Source organism: Caulobacter sp. (assembly GCF_035254145.1).
GTDB lineage: Bacteria > Pseudomonadota > Alphaproteobacteria > Caulobacterales > Caulobacteraceae > Caulobacter.
The window spans coordinates 1-18,414 of record NZ_DATFAV010000283.1; the positions used below are offsets into that span (position 1 = coordinate 1).

Annotated in this window: 10 protein-coding genes, 1 tRNA gene and 3 pseudogenes; 11 read left to right on the top strand and 3 right to left on the bottom strand. The window is 67.3% G+C overall.

What is annotated here, in order from left to right:
• Positions 1 to 123: 123 nt before the first annotated feature.
• Positions 124 to 894, bottom strand: a complete 771-nt coding sequence (locus VJ655_RS17140) for an SIMPL domain-containing protein (protein WP_324113179.1) — start codon at positions 892 to 894, stop codon at positions 124 to 126.
• Positions 895 to 1,040: 146 nt separating this feature from the next.
• Between VJ655_RS17140 and VJ655_RS17145 the strand changes: the two genes are divergently transcribed.
• Both VJ655_RS17145 and VJ655_RS17150 read left to right on the top strand, forming a co-directional pair.
• Positions 1,041 to 1,116: transfer RNA gene (locus VJ655_RS17145), tRNA-Ile, on the top strand.
• Between the two features lie 264 nt (positions 1,117 to 1,380).
• A pseudogene (locus VJ655_RS17150) lies at positions 1,381 to 1,611 on the top strand (hypothetical protein); the annotation flags it as partial.
• A 161-nt stretch (positions 1,612 to 1,772) separates the two neighbouring features.
• Here VJ655_RS17150 and VJ655_RS17155 read toward each other — a convergent pair.
• The gene (locus VJ655_RS17155; RefSeq protein WP_324113181.1) at positions 1,773 to 4,499 is read right to left on the bottom strand and encodes a TonB-dependent receptor; all 2,727 of its coding nucleotides are present in this window, start codon (positions 4,497 to 4,499) and stop codon (positions 1,773 to 1,775) included.
• Between the two features lie 305 nt (positions 4,500 to 4,804).
• Between VJ655_RS17155 and VJ655_RS17160 the strand changes: the two genes are divergently transcribed.
• Together VJ655_RS17160 and VJ655_RS17165 are read left to right on the top strand one after the other, a co-directional pair.
• Positions 4,805 to 6,619: an alpha-amylase family glycosyl hydrolase gene (locus VJ655_RS17160; protein WP_324113183.1), complete on the top strand. Its 1,815-nt coding sequence runs from the start codon at positions 4,805 to 4,807 to the stop codon at positions 6,617 to 6,619.
• Positions 6,595 to 8,238 (top strand): alpha-amylase family glycosyl hydrolase, encoded by a 1,644-nt coding sequence (locus tag VJ655_RS17165; protein WP_324113185.1) that lies wholly within the window; start codon positions 6,595 to 6,597, stop codon positions 8,236 to 8,238. The genes VJ655_RS17160 and VJ655_RS17165 overlap by 25 nt, the downstream gene beginning before the upstream one ends.
• A gap of 45 nt (positions 8,239 to 8,283) precedes the next feature.
• Here VJ655_RS17165 and VJ655_RS17170 read toward each other — a convergent pair.
• A pseudogene (locus VJ655_RS17170) lies at positions 8,284 to 9,310 on the bottom strand (LacI family DNA-binding transcriptional regulator).
• A 295-nt stretch (positions 9,311 to 9,605) separates the two neighbouring features.
• Between VJ655_RS17170 and VJ655_RS17175 the strand changes: the two are divergent.
• From VJ655_RS17175 to mmsA, 7 genes and pseudogenes are all read left to right on the top strand, one after another.
• On the top strand, positions 9,606 to 11,099 hold the full coding sequence (locus tag VJ655_RS17175; protein WP_324113187.1) for an MFS transporter: 1,494 nt from the start codon (positions 9,606 to 9,608) through the stop codon (positions 11,097 to 11,099).
• Between the two features lie 30 nt (positions 11,100 to 11,129).
• Positions 11,130 to 13,451 (top strand): glucan 1,4-alpha-glucosidase, encoded by a 2,322-nt coding sequence (locus VJ655_RS17180; protein WP_324113189.1) that lies wholly within the window; start codon positions 11,130 to 11,132, stop codon positions 13,449 to 13,451.
• Positions 13,452 to 13,728: 277 nt separating this feature from the next.
• A pseudogene (locus VJ655_RS17185) lies at positions 13,729 to 15,090 on the top strand (methyl-accepting chemotaxis protein); the annotation flags it as partial.
• 231 nt (positions 15,091 to 15,321) lie between these two features.
• Entirely contained in the window at positions 15,322 to 15,951 is a 630-nt protein-coding gene (locus VJ655_RS17190; RefSeq protein WP_324113191.1) for a hypothetical protein, read from the top strand.
• 71 nt (positions 15,952 to 16,022) lie between these two features.
• Positions 16,023 to 16,517, top strand: coding sequence for a GAF domain-containing protein (locus VJ655_RS17195; RefSeq protein WP_324113193.1), 495 nt, complete (start codon positions 16,023 to 16,025; stop codon positions 16,515 to 16,517).
• Positions 16,518 to 16,653: 136 nt separating this feature from the next.
• Positions 16,654 to 17,178 (top strand): flavin reductase family protein, encoded by a 525-nt coding sequence (locus tag VJ655_RS17200; RefSeq protein ID WP_324113195.1) that lies wholly within the window; start codon positions 16,654 to 16,656, stop codon positions 17,176 to 17,178.
• 74 nt (positions 17,179 to 17,252) lie between these two features.
• A partial coding sequence (mmsA, locus tag VJ655_RS17205; protein WP_324113196.1) for a CoA-acylating methylmalonate-semialdehyde dehydrogenase occupies positions 17,253 to 18,414 on the top strand: 1,162 nt, incomplete at its 3' end.

Genomic DNA, 18,414 nt, shown 5'->3' on the forward strand with positions numbered 1-18,414 from the left:
GAAGCCTCGCAGAGGCTATCCGGGACCCAGGGGCGGTGCGTATGGCCCCTGGGTCCCGGCTCTTCGCTTCGCTGCGGCCGGGATGACCAGAAAAGGCGTGAAGGTCTTTGTGGACCGGACCTTCTACCGCGCGGCCTCGTAGACCGCGCTGACGTCCACCCGCACCTTCAACTCGCCCGCCGAGATGCTGGTGGAGTCGGCCATCTCGCGTTTTGCCATGGCGAACACCGGCATCGGCGGGGAGGGGGGCGTGTAGCCGCCGCCTTCGCTTAGATTGACCAGGCGCACGGCCTTGTAGCCGGTGGCGCGACCGTAGAGCTCGGCCTTGGCCTGCAGCGCCTTCACGGCTTCCAGCCGGGCGGCGTCCTCGGCGGCCTGGGGATTGACCAGCCCAAAGCTGATGCCATTGACGGTGTTGGCGCCCGCGCCGACGGCGGCGTCGACCGTCTGGCCCAGACGGGTCAGGTCGCGGACCGTGATCGTCACCTGGTTCGAGGCCTGATAGCCGGTCAGCTTGGGCGGCTGGTTCTGCTCATAGGCGTACTGGGCGTTGAGGTTCAGGTTCGAGGTCTGGATGTCGCGCTCGGCAATCCCGGCCTTCTTCAGCGCGGCCATGGCCTGGTTCATCCGCGCGCCATTGGCCTTTAGGGCCTCGCCGGCCGTCGGCGCCTCGGTCTGCACGCCGAGGGTGATGGTGGCCATGTCGGGCGCCACGCGGGTCTCGCCATAGGCCGACAGGTTGAAGGTCGTGGCCTTGAAGGCGCTGTCGGCGCCGCTCTGGGCCAGGGCGGGCGCGGCCGCGCCCATCAGGAGCGCAGCGCCCAGCAGGGCGGGGGCGGCGAAGGTCCAGGGGCGCGGCGAGCGTTTGGCGGGGCGGCGGGCGTTGTTGGTCATCGTTTTCTCCAGATCTGTCCGGCGCAGGCGAAGCGTGGCCAGGCAGCTATGGTTCCCTGATGACAGCCCCAACCTGAACCGGAGCTTTAAGCCGCGTTCGGCTCATGCTAATCCGCCGGCTCGCCGCACGCGAAAGCGTACCGCGCGGGCCTGTAGCTCAATGGTTAGAGCCGACCGCTCATAACGGTCTGGTTGGGGGTTCGAGTCCCTCCAGGCCTACCAACTCCACGATTTCAGGTCGCTCTGATGATTGGGCGTTTCGGTCGGACTTTTTGTTCTACTTTTGTTCTATTTCCCGTTGAAACATCCTTGGCCGCTTCGGCGTCAAAATCGGACGCATCCCCCTCCGAAGCGAGTCGACTCCGGCCTCGCCGATAGGCAGAGTCGTTAACGGCGAGGACGTTCCGAGCGCAGCCGTGGCCGCGGCGAGAAGTCGGAACAGTTCTTGAGCCGTCACCCCAAGATCCCGGGCTGGAGGAGGCCTCGATGGACATCGATCCCGATCGCCTGCGCGCGATCGTGGGCGCGTTGGGCGGCGTGGCCGTCTATGGGCTGGTGCAGATCGGCGCGCTGAGCGTGGCCGAACGCGCCAACCTTCGCGATCTCACGATCCGCCTGGCCTGCGCCGCCGGCTCGGCGGTCATCGTCGCGGCGTTCGTCGTGAAGGCCGCGCTGCCGGTCATCCCGTGGCTCGCGCTGCGCGAGCCCTATCTATTCGGCTTCGCGGTGGGAGCCTTCAGCTGGGAGCTGCTGCCGCTGGTGTTCAGCGTCGTGAAGCGCCGGGCGGCCGAGCGGGCCGAGAAGCTGTAAGCGCCCAAAAGAAAACCCTCGCCGGGCAGGTCCGGCGAGGGCTTGAGGCTTAGGGGAGGGGGAAGCGGCTAGAACTTGTAGTTCAGGCCGATCAGATAGGTGCGGCCGTAGCGCTGATAGTCGATGACCTGGCGCTGGTCGTTGTTCTGATAGGTGGTGAACGGCTCGTCGGTCAGGTTGTTGACCTGGGCCAGGACCGACAGGCCCTCCATCGGACCGTCGTTGAAGGTGTAGCCGATCTGGCTGTCGACGACGGACTCGCCCTTGACCATCCGGTAGTTGCGGCCGTTGCCGAAGCCCGTCACCTCACCCAGGAACTTGGAGCGGTAGCGGTCGCTGATCCGGAACGAGAAGCCGTTCTTCTCGTAGTAGACGGTCAGGTTGGCGACGGTCTTGGACAGGCCCGGGATGGTCTGGGTCTTGTCGCTGGGGTTGGGCTGGATCGAGCTGTCGGTATAGGAGGCGCTGAAGGTGGCGCCGAAGCCGTCCAGGATCGGAGTCAGCAGCGAGCCCGGCATCGAGGCGGCGAACTCGACGCCCTTCACCGAGCCGCCCTTGCCGTTCTGCGGCGTGGTCACCAGGCCCTGGCGCGTGGCCGGCTCGATGTTGCCGCCGGTCGGGAAGCCGGTGAAGTCGAAGACGACGCTCTGGTCGTAAACGTAGGTCTTCAGGTCCTTGTAGAAGGCGGCCAGCGACACGTAGGCCTGGCGGCCGAAGTACTTCTCGTACGAGACGTCATAGGCGTCGGCGCGCCAGGGCTCGAGCTCGGGATTGCCGCCCGTGCCGCTCCACGGCGAGAAGTTGATGTTGGTGTTGCCCGCCTTGACCGCGTCGTAGGTGAAGGTCTTGCTGGCGCGCATCTGGTCCATGCGCGGGCGGGCCAGGGTGCGGGCGATCGCGAAGCGCAGGCTCTGCTCGTTCGGCAGGGCGAAGCGCAGGTTCACGCTGGGCAGGAAGTCGACGTACTTCTTGCCGCCCGCCAGATTGGCGCGGGTCACGCCCGTGCCCGTGCCGCTGGCACCCAGGGCCGTCGAGCCCTGGTCGGTGTGGACGATCTGGAAGCCGAAGTTGCCGGTCACCGGCACGCCGCCGAGATCGGCGTCGATATTGGCCTTCAGATAGCCGATCGCGACCTTCTCCTCGACGTCCCAGCTCTTGACCAGGACGTCGGCGTTGGGGTTGCGGACCAGGTCATAGGCGCCCGACTTGATCAGGGCGAACGGGTCGTAGCTGACCATGCTTCCCAGGCCGATGAAGGCCAGGGAGGTCGAGCCGACGATGGCGGAGGAGGGGATGGCGACGCTGGCCGGCGAGCCCTTGGCGCGCAGGAACCACTCGTCGTTCACCAGGCCCTTGGTGCGTTCGCTGTAGTTGAAGCCCGCCTCGACGCTGGACAGGCCGTCGGCCAGGTCGCGCTTGATCGAGATGCGCGCGGCCTTCAGTTCGTCCTCGATGGTCGGCTGGTTCAGATAGCCGTCCTGGCCGCCGGTGATGATGTCGCCGCCCCAGCCTTGCGGGCTGGTCAGCTTGATCAGGTTGGCGTCGGCGTAGTTCAGCGTCGAGGTGAAGATCGCCTTGCCGTTGTCGTCCATCGTGAACGTCATGTTGTCGGTGGCGCCGACGCCGGAACGACCGGTGCCGGAGTAGGATTCGACGACCTGGTCGGTGCGCTCGACCTTCGACCAGGAAAGGTCGCTGGACAGGGTCCAGGCGTCGCCCAGCTCGAGCTTGTTGTTCCAGCCTAGAGACTTGATGGTGGCGTCGCGGTCGTTGCCGTCGTTGCGGACCACGCCCTTGACGCCATTGAAGGCGCCGCTGACGACCATGCCGTCCGAGGCCTTGGCGTTGGTCAGCGGCACGCCGCCCCAGACCAGGGGCAGTTCGATGCCGCGCTGGATCTGGTGGTTCTTGAACTTCGAATAGAAGGCGTCCAGCGACGAGGTGAAGCGGTCGGTCGGGGTGAATTCGAGCACGCCCATGAAGCCGTCGCGCTTGAGCATGCTGGACTGCACGTAAGGCTTGGCGCCGCCGATCACCAGATTGCCGGCCGCGTCGGTGGGATAGCCCCACGAATTCCAGCGCTCGGCCTGATAGGGCGACTCCATGTGCGCGTAGCCCAGCGCCAGGCCCAGCTTACCGTCCATGAACTGGTCGATGTAGGAGACGCTCAGGCGATTGCCGTGGGCCTTGGTCCCGGCGTTCAGGGCGCCGATATCGTTCCACTCGTAGCGGGCGCCGACGGCCAGGGCGCGCTTGCCGAAGGCCAGCGGACGCACGGTGCGCATGTCGGCGGTGCCGGCCAGGCCTTGGCCGATCAGGCCGGCGTCCGGGGTCTTGTAGACGACGACGGCGCTCAGCAGCTCCGAAGGATATTGGTCGAACTCGACGCCGCGGTTGTCGCCGGTCGAGACCTGCTCGCGGCCGTTCAAGAGGGCGGTGGTGAAGTCCGGCGCCAGGCCCCGGATCGAGATAACCTGCCCGCGGCCGTCGAGGCGCTGGGCGGTCAGGCCGGGCAGGCGGGCGATCGACTCGGCGATAGAGACGTCCGGCAGCTTGCCGATGTCCTCGGCCGAGACCGCCTCGACGATCGAGGTCGAGCTCTTTTTCAGCGAGATGGCGCCTTCGATGCCGCGCCGGATGCCGGTGACGACAACTTCCTCGACCTGAGCAGTGTCCTGGCCCGCGGGGGCGGCGGTTTGCGCCTGGGCCGACCCGGCCAGGGCGAAGGTCAGCGCCAGGCCCGTGGCCCCGCCGGCCATCAGCCAAGCGCGACGACGCGAAAATTGGGTGTTCATCGAGTCTCCCTCCCTGTCCGGCTCTGCGCTTTGACGACGTGCGGCGGGCCGTTGCTGCAAATTACCGCAAATTAACGCGATGTAATCAACCCAAAAAATCGCAAACGGACGATACCAGGGCCGCCAAGCTCGGCGGAATGGGGCGTTGTGTGGCTTCTTTGCGCCACTTCCTCGGAATTGAAGGGAGTCAAAAGTCTGCAAATCGCTTCAATGGGGCGGATTGACAGGCGGCTAGCGCTTCTGCAAATTCTTGCAAAGAATTGCAGTCGCGGCCCTATTTCGAGGTCGCTTGCGGGAGGGGAGCGATGGTGGCCTTGACGCCCTGGCGACGGACGCTGCTGGCCATGACGGCTCTGAGCGCTTTCGGCGTTGTCGCCGTGGCGACCGACGTCTCGGCGGCGGCCAAGCCCTATCTGCAGCGCGGACCCCAGGACGAGGTGATCTATTTCGTCCTGCCCGACCGCTTCGAGAATGGCGACCCCGCCAATGACCACGGAGGACTGGCGAGCGGCCCGCTGGTCGACGGCTTCGACCCTTCGCGCGCGGGCTTCTACCACGGCGGCGACCTGAAGGGCGTGATCCGCCGACTGGACTACATCCAGGGCCTGGGCGCGAGCGCCGTCTGGCTGGCGCCGATCTTCAGGAACAAGGCCGTGCAGGGGCCGCCGGGTCACGAGTCGGCGGCGCATCACGGCTACTGGATCACCGACTTCACCGACGTCGATCCGCACCTGGGAACCAAGGCCGACTTCAAGGCCCTCGTGGACGCCGCACACGCGCGGGGCATGAAGGTCTATATGGACATCGTCGTGAACCACACGGCCGACGTCATCCAGTACCGGGAGTGCCCCGACGGCCGCTGCGCCTATCGCGGCGTGGCCGACTATCCCTACACACGGAAGGGGGGCGTGGACGGCGCGCCGATCAACGACGGCTTCGACGGCAAGGACTTTGGCAAGCTAAAGCGCCCGGACTGGGCCTACACGCCTTACGTTCCGGCGGGCCAGGAGCACGCCAAGAAGCCCGACTGGCTGAACGACCCGATCTACTACCACAACCGCGGTGAGAGCACCTTCGCTGGCGAGAGCTCGCTGCTGGGCGACTTCGCCACGCTGGACGACGTATTCACCGAGAACCCGCGGGTCGTGGCGGGCTTCATCGAGGTCTATGGCCGCTGGATCGACGACTTCGGGATCGACGGCTTTCGCATCGACACCGCCCGCCATGTGGACCCTGGGTTCTGGCGGGCCTTCGTCCCAGCCATGCTGGCCCGGGCCAGGGCCAGGGGGATCCCGAACTTCCACATCTTCGGCGAAGTGTTCGACCCGGACCCCGCGATCCTGGCCAGCCATACGCGGGCGGACAAGCTGCCGGCGGTGCTGGACTTCGCCTTCCAGGCGGCCGTCGCCGACGTCGCCATCGGCCGGACAGGAACCGACCGTCTGGCCCGCGTCTTCGCCGCCGATCCCGTCTACGAAGGCGGCGAAGCGGGGGCGCGCCAGCTGCCAACCTTCCTGGGCAATCACGACATGGGCCGCATCGGCTGGTTCGTCCTCAAGGCCAGGCCGCGGATCGGCGATGACGAGCTGCTGGCCCGTGTCACCCTGGCCAACGCTCTGATGCTGACGGCGCGCGGCGCGCCGACGATCTATTACGGCGACGAGCAGGGCTTCACCGGCGATGGCGACTACGCCGACAGCCGTGAGGACATGTTCGCGAGCCAGGTCGCCAGCTACAACGACAACCGCCTGGTCGGCTCGGCCGCAAGGGGGCCGAGATCGGCCTTCGACGCGGACGCGGTTCTCTATCGCCGCATCGCCGAGCTTTCGAAGATCCGCGTCGCGACACCGGCCCTGCGCGATGGCCGCCAGGTGGTCCGCGTCGCGGACGACAAGCCGGGCCTCTTTGCGATGTCACGTCTTCTGGGCAAGACCGAGGTGCTGGCCGTGTTCAACACCGGCGACCAGCCGCTGAAGGCCAATGTTCCGGTCGAGGCGGGCTCTGTCGCCTGGCGGTCGCTTCACGGCGCTTGCGCCGCGACGGCCGCCGCGCCGGGTAGCTATGCCGTCGAGTTGAAGCCGCTCGACTACATGATTTGCGTTTCCGAGGGACGACCGTGACAGTTGAAGTTCTTGCTCGCCCCGACGCGGAGAAGTCGATGAACGCCGAATGGTGGCGCGGCGCGGTCATCTATCAGGTCTATCCGCGCAGCTTCGCCGACTCGAACGGCGACGGCGTTGGCGACCTGCCCGGGATCACCGCCCACCTCGAGCATATCGCCTCGCTGGGCGTTGACGGGGTGTGGCTGTCGCCCTTCTTCCGCTCGCCGATGAAGGACTTCGGTTACGACGTTTCTGACTATCGCGACATCGACCCGATCTTCGGGACCCTGGCCGACTTCGACGCCCTGATCGCCAAGGCTCATGCGCTGAACCTGAAGATCATCATCGACCTGGTCTTCTCCCACACCTCGGACGAGCATCCCTGGTTCGCGCAGAGCCGGCAGGACCGGACCAACGCCAAGGCCGACTGGTTCGTCTGGGCCGACGCCAAGCCCGACGGCAGCCCGCCCAGCAACTGGCAGTCCGTGTTCGGTGGCCCGGCCTGGACCTGGGACGCGCGACGCGGTCAGTACTACATGCACAATTTCCTGAGCAGCCAGCCGCAGCTGAACCTGCACAATCCGGCGGTCCAGGAGGCCTTGCTGGCCGTCACCCAGTTCTGGATCGACAAGGGGGTGGACGGCTTCCGTTTCGACGCCATCAACTTCTCGATGCACGACCCGGCCTTCACCGACAACCCGCCGCTGCCGCCGGGCGGCAAGCGCACGCGGCCGTTCGACTTTCAGGACAAGATCCACAACCAGAGCCACGCCGACATCCCGAAGTTCCTCAGCCGCCTGCGGACGCTGACCGATGCGGCGGGCGGACGGTTCTCGGTGGCCGAGGTCGGCGGCGACCATGCCGATCGCGAGATGAAGCTGTTTACGGCTGGAAACGACCGGCTCAATAGCGCCTACGGCTTCCTCTACCTGTACGCCGACAAGCTGACCGGCGACATGATCCCCAAGGGCGCGGCCATGTGGCCTGGCGACGACGGGGAGGGCTGGCCGTCCTGGACCTTCTCCAACCACGACGCCCCACGCGCGGTGTCGCGCTGGGCCGAGGGGCGCGACCGCAAGGCCTTCGCCGAAATGTGCCTGCTGCTGCTGATGGGTCTGCGCGGCAATGTCTTCGTCTATCAGGGCGAGGAGCTGGGTCTGCCCCAGGCCAATGTCCCGTTCGAGCGGCTGCAGGATCCCGAAGCCATCGCCAACTGGCCCCAGACCTTGGGTCGCGACGGGGCCAGGACGCCCATGCCCTGGCTGGCCCATTCGCTGAACGCCGGCTTTTCGGCCGTCGAACCCTGGCTGCCGGTCGATCCCGAGCACCTGCCTCTGGCGGTCGACGCCCAGGAGGCGGACCCGACCTCGACCCTGCACGTCGCGCGCCGCCTGATCGCCCTGCGCCGGGCCTATCCGACGCTGCGGACCGGCGGAGTCAGCTTTATCGACACCAACAGTTCGCTGCTGATCTTCCAGCGCGGGGAGGGCGAGGACGCGATGCTGCTGGCCTTCAACCTCGGCCACGACACCGTCAGTTGGACCCTGCCGGACGGTTGGGCGCTGGTCGACGGCGTCAACCTGGGCGCCGAGGGCGAGATGCCGCCCTGCGCCGGATTGATCGCGCGGCGAGGCTGAAAAGCACTTTGCTCCCCTGCTATGCGGGGGAGGAGAGGTCCAGTGCTAACCCCCGCAGCTTTCCCGGATGATCAGGTCCGTCGGCACCCGCTCGGAGCGGCTGGCGCGCTCGCCGCTGTCGAGCAGTTTGGACACCATCAGCCGTCCCGCCTTGGCCGTGTCCTGGGCGATCGTGCTGAGCGCCGGGCTGGCGTAGCGACTGAACGGGACGTTGTCGAAGCCCATCACCGAGACGTCGCCCGGGACCGAAAGGCCGGCGTGCTTCAGCGCCCGGATGGCGCCCAGGGCGATCAGGTCGGAGGCGGCGACCACACCGTCGAACTCGACGCCATGATGGATCAAGGAGTCGACGGCGGCCTCTGCCGACTCGACCTCGAAGTGGGCGGGCACGATCAGGTCGGGATCGACGCCCAGCTTGGCCTGTTCCAGCGCCTCCAGATAGCCGCGGTGGCGATGCATGGCTTCCGGCGCCTCGGTGTCGCCCAGGAAGACGATGCGCTTGCGGCCCAGCCGCGCCAGGTGGAGCGTCGCGCGACGGCCGCCCTGGATGTTGTCCGAGCCGACCGAGCAATAGGCTTGGTCGGGGAACTGCGCGCCCCAGACCACGAAGCGGGTCTCGGTCTCGGCCAGGCGGTTGAAGGCCGCGTGCAGCGAGCTCTGGCCCAGGAAGATCACCCCCTCGGCCCGGCTGGTGGTCATGGCCGCCGACAGGTCCTCGAAATTGGCCGGGGCGATATGGCTGAGCAGGACGTCGCAACCGCGCTCCTTGGCGGCCTCGCCCACGCCCGCCAGCAGCTCCAGGAAGAAGGGGTCGGACATGCCGCTGTCGCGACCCTGGGGGCGAGGCGTGACGATCGCGATCGTGGCCTCGGCCCCGATGGGCCCGGCGGGCATGTAGCGGCGGAACGGATAGTCCATCTCGCGCGCCAGCTTCCAGATCAGCTGCTTGGTGCGCTTGTTGACCGCCGGGCTGTCGTTGAGGGCCCGCGACGCGGTCGAGATCGAGACGCCGGCCAGCTTGGCCAGATCTTCAAGTCGTGTGGCGCCTCTGCTCACCTAAACTGCCCCTCAACGCGAACGCTTTTGCGCAAACATTTCTGCAAAATTTTCATTGTCATGGGAAGCGGTTCGGCGAGATTTGCCATGGCGGTTCCGCGCGAGGCGCCTGGCGGACGGCTATGAAAATTGATGCAAAATTAAGTCGATTTTCGAGTCGTGGCTATCGCTGAGGGCGATATCCACGTCGAAAAGCCTGACATTTTCCGTTGCGAACCGGGGCGTCTCATGTGCAAATGAGTGGCGCGCGGATTGTGCAAAAAATTGCGAAAACGGATCGGGAGTAACCGGTCCTGGCGGGGCGGAGACACATGGTCAGGCAGAGGCTGACGTTCCTGCAAGTTTGGAACATGTGCTTTGGCTTCTTCGGAATCCAGATCGGTTTTGGCCTGCAGAACGCCAACACCAGCCGCATTTTCCAGACGCTCGGCGTCGACGTGAGTCATCTGGCGATCCTGTGGATCGCCGCGCCGGCCACGGGCCTGCTGGTCCAGCCGATCATCGGTCACTTCAGTGACAAGACCTGGGGCCGTCTTGGCCGCCGGCGGCCCTACTTCTTCTGGGGCGCGATCCTCACCACCCTGGCCCTGCTGGTCATGCCCAATTCGCCCACCCTGTGGGTGGCCGCCGCGGCGCTGTGGATCATGGACGCCTCGATCAACGTCACCATGGAGCCGTTCCGGGCCTTCGTCGGCGACAACCTGCCCGACGAGCAGCGGGCGACCGGCTACGCCATGCAGAGCTTCTTCATCGGCCTGGGCGCGGTGCTGGCCTCGGCGCTCCCGTGGATGCTGACCAACTGGTTCCACGTCGCCAATACGGCCCCGGCGGGCCAGATCCCGGACGCGGTGCGCATCGCCTTCTATACGGGCGGCGCGGGCCTGCTGCTGGCGGTGATGTGGACCGTGTTCACGACCCGCGAGCATCCGCCCGAGCAGCTTCTGGCCTTCGAGGCGGCCGAGCGAGGCGTGGGTCCGCGGCAGGAGCCCGAGCCTTCGGTCAACACCTATATCGCCCTGGGAGTCGGCGGCGTGCTGGGCGGCGCGGCCCTGGCCCTGGTCGTCTGGGTCGCCCACGCGGAGAAGGAACTCTACGTCCTGGCGGCGCTCCTGCTGGCCTTCGGCGTCGCGGGCGTCGCCGGCGCGCGCTTCAAGCGCCTGGGCCGCACCGACAACGGCTTCTCCGAGGTGCTGTCGGACGTCTTCCGAATGCCCAAGACCATGCGCCAGCTGGCGGTGGTGCAGTTCTTCTCGTGGTTTGGCCTGTTCGCCATGTGGATCTACACGACGCCCGCCGTCGCATCCGTCCACTTCCACGCCGTCGACCCGGCCTCCAAGGCCTATAACGAGGGCGCCGACTGGGTGGGCGTGCTGTTCGCCGTTTATAACGGCGTCGCGGCCCTGGCGGCCCTGCTGATCCCGCCGATGGTCCAGGCGACCAGCCGCAAGGTCAGCCACGCCGTGTGCCTGGGCCTCGGCGCCCTTGGCCTGCTGTCCTTCCTGCTGATCCGCCAGCCGAGCCTTCTGTGGATCGGCATGGTCGGCGTCGGCTTCGCTTGGAGCTCGATCCTCTCGACCCCGTACTCGATCCTGGCCGGGGCCCTGCCGGCGCGGAAGATGGGCGTCTACATGGGGATCTTCAATTTCTTCATCGTCATCCCCCAGTTGCTGGCGGCGACGGTGCTGGGCCTGCTGCTGAAGAGCTTCTTCGGCGGCCAGGCCATCTACGCGCTCGTCCTGGGCGCGGCTTCCCTGATCATCGCGGCCCTGGCGACCTTCGCGGTTCGCGACGCCGAGCCCGCCTGATCTTTCCTTCCAGCCTGACGAGTCCTCGCCATGCGCAGCCTGAAACTTTTCGCCCTGGCCTCGGCCGCCGCCCTCGCGACCAGCGCCGCCCATGCGGCCGCGCCCGTCACGACCTGGGCCTATTCGGCCAAGACCGGCGTCGGGGCGTCCTACGAGGCCTATGTCGACGGGGCTTACAAGGCTGGCGGTCCGACCGGAGCGGTTTCCAAGGTCTGGTTCTCGATCGCCGACGGGGTGCTGACAGAGACCATGTACGGCCTGATCCACGAGGCCCAGATCAAGCAGATGCGCATCGCCGTCCAGACGTCCTCCGGCCTGGCGGTCGAGGGCGCGGACACGACCTCCAAGACCGAATATCTGCACGTCGACGCCGCCGGGCGACCGCTGTCGCCGGCCTACAAGATCACCACCACCGACAAGCAAGGCCGCTTCGTCATCGAGAAGCGGATCTTCACCGATCCCGACCGCAACAGCCTGTTTGTGCGGGTGACGGTCAGGGCGCTCAAAGGTCCGGTGACCCCGACCCTGGTGCTGGAGCCGCATATGGCCAACACCGGCGGCGGCGACGCGGGTGCGGCCTCGGCGACGGCTCTGACCGCGCACGAGGGCGAGGCCTTCCTCAGCCTCAAGGGAAGCAAGTCCTTCGCCAAGGCCTCGGCTAGTGTCCTTCAGGACGGCGACGCCCTGGCGTCCCTGAAGGCGACCACCTCCTCGGCGAAGGGCGCGATCGTCCTGACCGCCCAACTGACGACGATCACCAAGGAAGCGACCTTTGACTTCGCGATCGGCTTCGGCCCCGACGCCAAGACCGCCGACGCCACGGCCGCGGCCACGCTGAAGACCGGCTACGCCGAGGTGCTGGCCCGCTTCAACGGCGAGGGTGCGCGGGTGGGCTGGGAGGACTATCTGGCCTCGCTCAGCGAACTGCCGCGCCTGCGCGAGGCGTCCGAGGACGGTGGCAAGCTGGTCCAGGCCAGCGCCCTGATGCTGAAGGTCCAGGAGGATCGCACCCACGCCGGCGCCCTGATCGCCTCGCTGTCGAACCCGTGGGGCGACACGGTGGACGCGACCAAGTCCTCGACCGGCTACAAGGCTGTCTGGCCGCGCGACTTCTACCAGTGCGCCATGGCCCTGGCGGCGCTGGGCGATCGGCGGACGCCGCTCGCGGCGTTCCACTACCTGCCGACCGTGCAGGTTGGCCCCCAGACGCCCGGCAATACGGGCGCGGGCGGCTGGTTCCTGCAGAAGTCGCATGTCGACGGCACGCCCGAATGGGTCGGCGTCCAGCTGGACCAGACCGCCATGCCGATCATGCTGGGTTGGAAATTGTGGAAGCTGGGCTGGCTGCCGCAGGCTGAGCTGAAAGCCTACTACGGCCGGATGCTGAAGCCCGCCGCCGACTTCCTGGTCAAGGGCGGCACGGTCGGCCTGGGCTGGAACCACGCGACCATCACCCCGCCGTTCACCCAGCAGGAGCGTTGGGAAGAGCAGGGCGGCTATTCGCCCTCGACGACCGCCGCCGTGATCGCTGGTCTGGTGGTCGCCGGCGACATCGCCGAGGTGGCGGGTGACAAGGCTTCGGCCGACCTCTACCGCAAGACCGCCGATGACTATTCGGCGAAGGTCGAGGCCCGGATGGTCACGACCAAGGGCGCGTTCGGCGACGGCCACTACTACCTGCGCCTCAACAGCGACCAGGATCCGGACAACAGGAGCCCGGTCGAGGAGCGTAACGGCCAGGCCGCCGTACCCGAGGACAAGATGCTGGACGCGGGCTTCCTGGAGCTGGTCCGCTATGGCGTGCGCCGCGCCGACGACCCCGCCATCGTCGCCAGCCTGCCCAAGCTGGACGACCAGGCCATGGAGGATCTCTATCGCGTCCGCTACGACTTCACCTTCCCGGGCGTGACGGGGAGCTTCCCCGGCTGGCGGCGCTACGGCGTCGACGGCTATGGCGAGGACACCAGGACCGGCGCCAACTACGGCGAGGACGACCAGATGCGCCCGGGTCAGCGCGGCCGGGTCTGGCCGATCTTCACCGGCGAGCGGGGCCACTATGAGCTGGCCCTGGCCGGGCTGAACGGCAAGCCGGACGCGGCGGCCCTCAAACGGATCCGCGACACCTACGTCAAGGCCATGGAGCTGTTCGCCAACGAGGGTCTCTTGATCCCCGAACAGGTCTGGGACGGCGTGGGCGCGCAAAGCCCACACGGCTATGCGCGGGGCGAGGGGACCGATTCCGCCACGCCCCTGGCCTGGAGCCACGCCGAATACGTCAAGCTGCTGCGCTCGGTCAGCGACGGTCAGGTGTGGGACAACTATGCGCCGGTGAAGGCCCGTTTCGCACGCTGAAGCTGGGGTTTCGGACGCGCGGATCGCCGCATTCGAGCGTCTGGCGAACGTGGTTAACGGGCGATTCAGGAATCGATCGTCAAAGACAGAGTTAACAGCCCTCTTTGCGGCCGGAGACCTCTGTATGTCCCGTCGATCGACCATCGCCCGGAAGCTGACCCTCGTCACCGGCCTGACGATCGGGTTCCTGCTGATCGCGGCGGCCGGGGCCGTGGCTCTGCAGGCCGGCGGCAGCTCCGGTGTGGCGCTGGTCCTGCTGGCGGCGGGGTTTGTCTTTACCGTCGTCGTGCTGACCGTGCTCGCCCTGGCCAGCAGGGCCATCGTCAAGAAGCCCCTGGCCGGTCTGTCCCGCTCGGTCGAGACGATGAGCGCCGGCCGTTACGACCAGGCGATCTCCGGAACCGACAGCGGCGACGAGATCGGCGCCCTCGCTCGCGCCCTCGACGGTTTTCGTCACGAACTCGTCGACGGCGAGCGCCGCCAGGCGGAGCGGGAGGCCGCGCACGCCGCCGCCGAGGCCGAAAGCCGTCGCCAGGCCGAGGAGGCCGAGGCCCTCGCCACCGCCCAGGCCAGGAAGCTCCGCAGCCTCGGCGAGGGCGTCGGGCGGCTGGCCGACGGCGATCTGATCTGGCGCATGCGGGAGGACGATTTCCAGGGCGACGCGGTAAGGATTCCGCGCGACTTCAACGCCGCCGTCGAGAGCTTGCAGGCGACGATGGCTGGAATTCTGGACACCGCCCGCAGCATCCGCGGCGGCTGCGCCGAGATCAGCAGCGCCGCCGACGACCTCTCACAGCGCACCGAGCGTCAGGCCGCCGGCCTGGAGCAGACCGCCGCGGCCCTCGATCAGATCACGGCGACGGTGAAGCGCAGCTCCGAAGGCGCCGAGCGCGCGCGCCAGGTGACGATCACGGCCAAGGCCGCCGCCGAACGCAGCGGTGCGGTCGTCCAGGAGGCGATCGAGGCCGTGGGCGGCATCGAGAAGTCCTCCCAGTCGATCACTCAGATCATCGGGGTCATCGACGAGATCGCCTTCCAGACCAACCTCCTGGCCCTGAACGCCGGAGTCGAGGCCGCCCGGGCGGGGGACGCCGGTCGCGGCTTCGCGGTGGTCGCTCAGGAGGTCCGGGCCCTGGCCCAGCGCTCCGCCGACGCGGCCAAGGAGATCAAGGGTCTGATCAGCGCCTCAACCCAGCAGGTGGGCAAGGGCGTCAAGCTGGTCGGCGAGACCGGCGAGACCCTGCGCGAAATCCTGGTTCAGGTGGCCGAGATCAACGAACTGGTCGGCGAGATCGCCACCTCGTCCAAGGAACAGGCGATGGGCCTGGCCGAGGTGAACCAGGCGGTCAACCAGATGGATCAGGTCACTCAGCAGAACGCCGCCATGGTCGAGCAGTCCACCGCCGCCAGCCGCGCCCTCGCCGCCGAGGCCGCCGAACTCGAACACCTGATCGGCCGCTTCCATGTCGGCGCCGAGATCCGCGAGCTGCCGCCCCGGGTCGAGCGCCGTCCGGCCGCCCCGCAACCCCGTCCCGCCGCCGCGCCGACCCGCGAGACCTTCCGCCAGCGCTACGTGCAAGGCTCAAGCGCCCTGAAGGTCGCCCCGAGCTCGCGCCCTGGGGAGTGGCAGGAGTTCTAGGGCGTTCGCGATTTGTCCCTTGCTCTTCGAGGGGCGACCGCGCACATTCTCGATATGGCGACCTCGACCAATTCAGCTTCACCCAGGCCAAGCAAGCACGGCAGCCAGGTGGCTGGCCGCAGCGCGGCCACGGGGCGTTTCGTGCTGAGCCCCGCGTCGAAGGGAAGCTCGATCACGATCCGCGAAGCTAGCCGGGTCGCCAAGGACGTCCAGAGCAAGAAGAAATAGCCATTGGCTGCTCGTTCGCGGACATCGGCCGATGACGTGTTCATCAACTGCCCGTTCGACAGCGACTACAGCCCGACTTTCCGGGCGCTCATCTTCGTCATCTATGCCTGCGGCTTCCGTCCCCGATCGGCGATGGAGCTCGACGACGGCGGCCAGACGCGGATCGACAAGCTGTATGGCCTGATCGGCGAATGCCGGTACGGGATCCACGACCTTTCGCGGACCGAGCTTGACGCGACCAGCCAACTTCCCCGCTTCAACATGCCGTTGGAGCTAGGCCTGTTCCTCGGGGCCAAGCGCTTTGGCGGCAAGGCTCAAAGCGCGAAGCGTCTTCTGATCCTGGACGTCGAGCGCTACCGCTATCAGCGCTTCATTTCCGATCTCGCGGGCATGGACATTCACGGCCACGACGGCGACGCCACCGTGGCCTTGCGGAAGACTCGCGACTGGCTGGCCAATGTCTCGCGGCGGCAACTGCCGAGCGCCGATCGGGTGGCCCGATTGTTCCAGTCCTTCATGATCGACCTGCCTGCGCTCGCCGCCGATCTCGAGTTCGACCCGGCGAACATTCCCTATGTCGACTTTGAGCGCATGATCGTCGGCTGGCTGCTGGCGGCGGGCCCGCCGACCTAGTCGCCGCCTTCGCAACGACGCCAAGCCACTTCCCCCCTCGCATCCCGCGCTGGTCGCGCTATATCCCCGGCATGGCCGAAGCGTTCAACGACATCACCCTCTCCACGGACAAGGCGACCCGTTATGCCGAGGTCGCCGACGAGATCGCCTCGGTGCTGGAAGGCGAGACCAATCTGACCGCCCGCATGGCGACGGTGGCCTCGATGCTGGCCAATAGTTTCGACCACTATTTCTGGACCGGCTTCTACGTCGTCGATCCCACCCGGGAGCATGAGCTGGTGGTCGGCCCGTACCAGGGCTCGCTGGGCTGCCTGCGGATCGCGTTCGGGCGCGGCGTCTGCGGCGCGGCGGCGGCGACGGGCCAGACTCAGCTGGTGCCGGACGTCCACGCCTTCCCCGGCCACATCGCCTGCGACGGTCGCTCGCAGAGTGAGATCGTCGTGCCGGTCTTCGATCCCGATGGAGCGCTGATCGCCGTGTTCGACGTCGATTCCGACCGCCCGGCCGCCTTCGACGCTGTCGATCAGACCTGGCTGGAGAACATCCTGAAGGTCACCTTCAGCTAGGCGACGCCAAGCCTGCTGCTCGCCCCCGCCCCGCCCCGGGGCGGCGAAGGTGATCGATGCGCAATTTCGCGAACCGGCGCGCCGAGCTTCTCGCCTCGGCTTGCTCCGGCTGCCGCTTTGCCCCACTGCTAGGGCGATGAGTCAGGCGGTTACGATCGAACTGGGGGAGGGCGGCGAGCACGACGTCCGGGCCCTGCGCAATGCGTTCGGGTGTTTCACGACGGGTGTGACCGTCGTCACGACGATCGCCGACGACGGCCGGCGCGTGGGACTGACGGCCAACTCCTTCACCTCGGTGTCGCTGGACCCGCCCCTGGCGCTCGTCTGCGTGGACCTGAAGTCCTCCAGCCTGCCGGCCCTGGAGGCGGCGGGGCGCTTCGCTGTCAACGTCCTGCACGCCGAGCACCAGCAACTGGCCCGCCAGTTCGTACAGAAGACCACCGACCGCTTCGCCGGGATCGAGACCGAGACCTGGCGCACCGGCGTGCCGATCCTGCCTGGCTGCATGGCCAATTTCGAGTGCCAGACCCACCAGGCCTTCGACGCCGGCGACCACCGGGTCTATGTCGGGCGGGTGGTCAAGCTGCGCTACGATCCCGACCACGAGCCGCTCGTCTATCTGCAGGGCCGGTTCCGCCGCGTGCATGTTGACGCAGAGTAAACGGCATAATTTCGCGCGGTACGGCGGGAGCCGTGGATGCTATTGACGCGCAAAACAGCGTTAGGGAGCGCATCATGCGAGACATCGCCCATTTCGTGAACGGCCAGACCCTGGTCGGAACCTCCGGCCGCTACGGCGACGTCTTCAGTCCCAACACCGGCGAGGTCCAGGCGCGCGTCCAGTTCGCGACCGAGGCCGAGATGGACGCCGCCATCCAGGTCGCCGCCAAGGCGCAGGTGAGCTGGGCGGCGGTCAACCCGCAGCGTCGCGCTCGGGTGATGTTCGAGTTCAAGCGCCTGATCGAGCGCGACATGAACGCCCTGGCCGAGATCCTGTCGTCCGAGCACGGCAAGGTCATCGCCGACTCCAAGGGCGACATCCAGCGCGGCCTGGAGGTCATCGAGTTCGCCTGCGGAATTCCGCACATCCTGAAGGGCGAGTACACCGAGGGCGCGGGGCCCGGCATCGACATCTATTCGATGCGCCAGCCGCTGGGCGTCTGCGCGGGGATCACCCCGTTCAACTTCCCGGCCATGATCCCGATGTGGATGTTCGGCATCAGCATCGCCGTCGGCAACAGCTTCATCCTCAAGCCCTCCGAGAAGGACCCCACGGTTCCCGTCAAGCTGGCCGAGCTGATGATGGAGGCGGGCCTGCCGGCCGGCGTGCTGAACGTGGTCCATGGCGACAAGAGCGCCGTCGACGCCATCCTGACCCACCCGCTGATCCGCGCGGTCAGCTTCGTCGGCAGCTCCGACATCGCCCACTACGTCTACCAGACGGGCACGGCGCACGGGAAACGCGTCCAGGCCATGGGCGGCGCCAAGAACCACGGCGTCGTTCTGCCCGACGCCGACATGGACCAGGTGGTCAAGGATCTGTCGGGCGCGGCCTTCGGTTCGGCCGGCGAGCGCTGCATGGCCCTGCCGGTGGTGGTCCCCGTGGGCAAGAAGACCGCCGACGAACTGCGTGAGCGGATGGTCGCCGAGATCGGGACGCTGAAGGTTGGCGTCTCGACCGATCCCGACGCCCACTATGGCCCCGTGGTCAGCGCCCAGCACCGCGCCAAGATCGCCGACTACATCCGCCTGGGCCAGGAGGAGGGCGCCGAGTTGGTCGTCGATGGTCGCGACTTCCACCTGCAGGGCTTCGAGAAGGGCTTCTTCATCGGCCCGTCGCTGTTCGACGGCGTCAAGAAGGGCATGAAGACCTATCACGAGGAGATCTTCGGCCCGG

Bases quoted from the DNA above. Each gene is read 5' to 3' on its own strand.
- VJ655_RS17140 (WP_324113179.1), bottom strand. From the start codon at position 894: ATGACCAACAACGCCCGCCGCCCCGCCAAACGCTCGCCGCGCCCCTGG.
- VJ655_RS17155 (WP_324113181.1), bottom strand. From the start codon at position 4,499: ATGAACACCCAATTTTCGCGTCGTCGCGCTTGGCTGATGGCCGGCGGG.
- VJ655_RS17160 (WP_324113183.1), top strand. From the start codon at position 4,805: ATGGTGGCCTTGACGCCCTGGCGACGGACGCTGCTGGCCATGACGGCT.
- VJ655_RS17175 (WP_324113187.1), top strand. From the start codon at position 9,606: ATGGTCAGGCAGAGGCTGACGTTCCTGCAAGTTTGGAACATGTGCTTT.
- VJ655_RS17180 (WP_324113189.1), top strand. From the start codon at position 11,130: ATGCGCAGCCTGAAACTTTTCGCCCTGGCCTCGGCCGCCGCCCTCGCG.
- VJ655_RS17195 (WP_324113193.1), top strand. From the start codon at position 16,023: ATGGCCGAAGCGTTCAACGACATCACCCTCTCCACGGACAAGGCGACC.
- VJ655_RS17200 (WP_324113195.1), top strand. From the start codon at position 16,654: ATGAGTCAGGCGGTTACGATCGAACTGGGGGAGGGCGGCGAGCACGAC.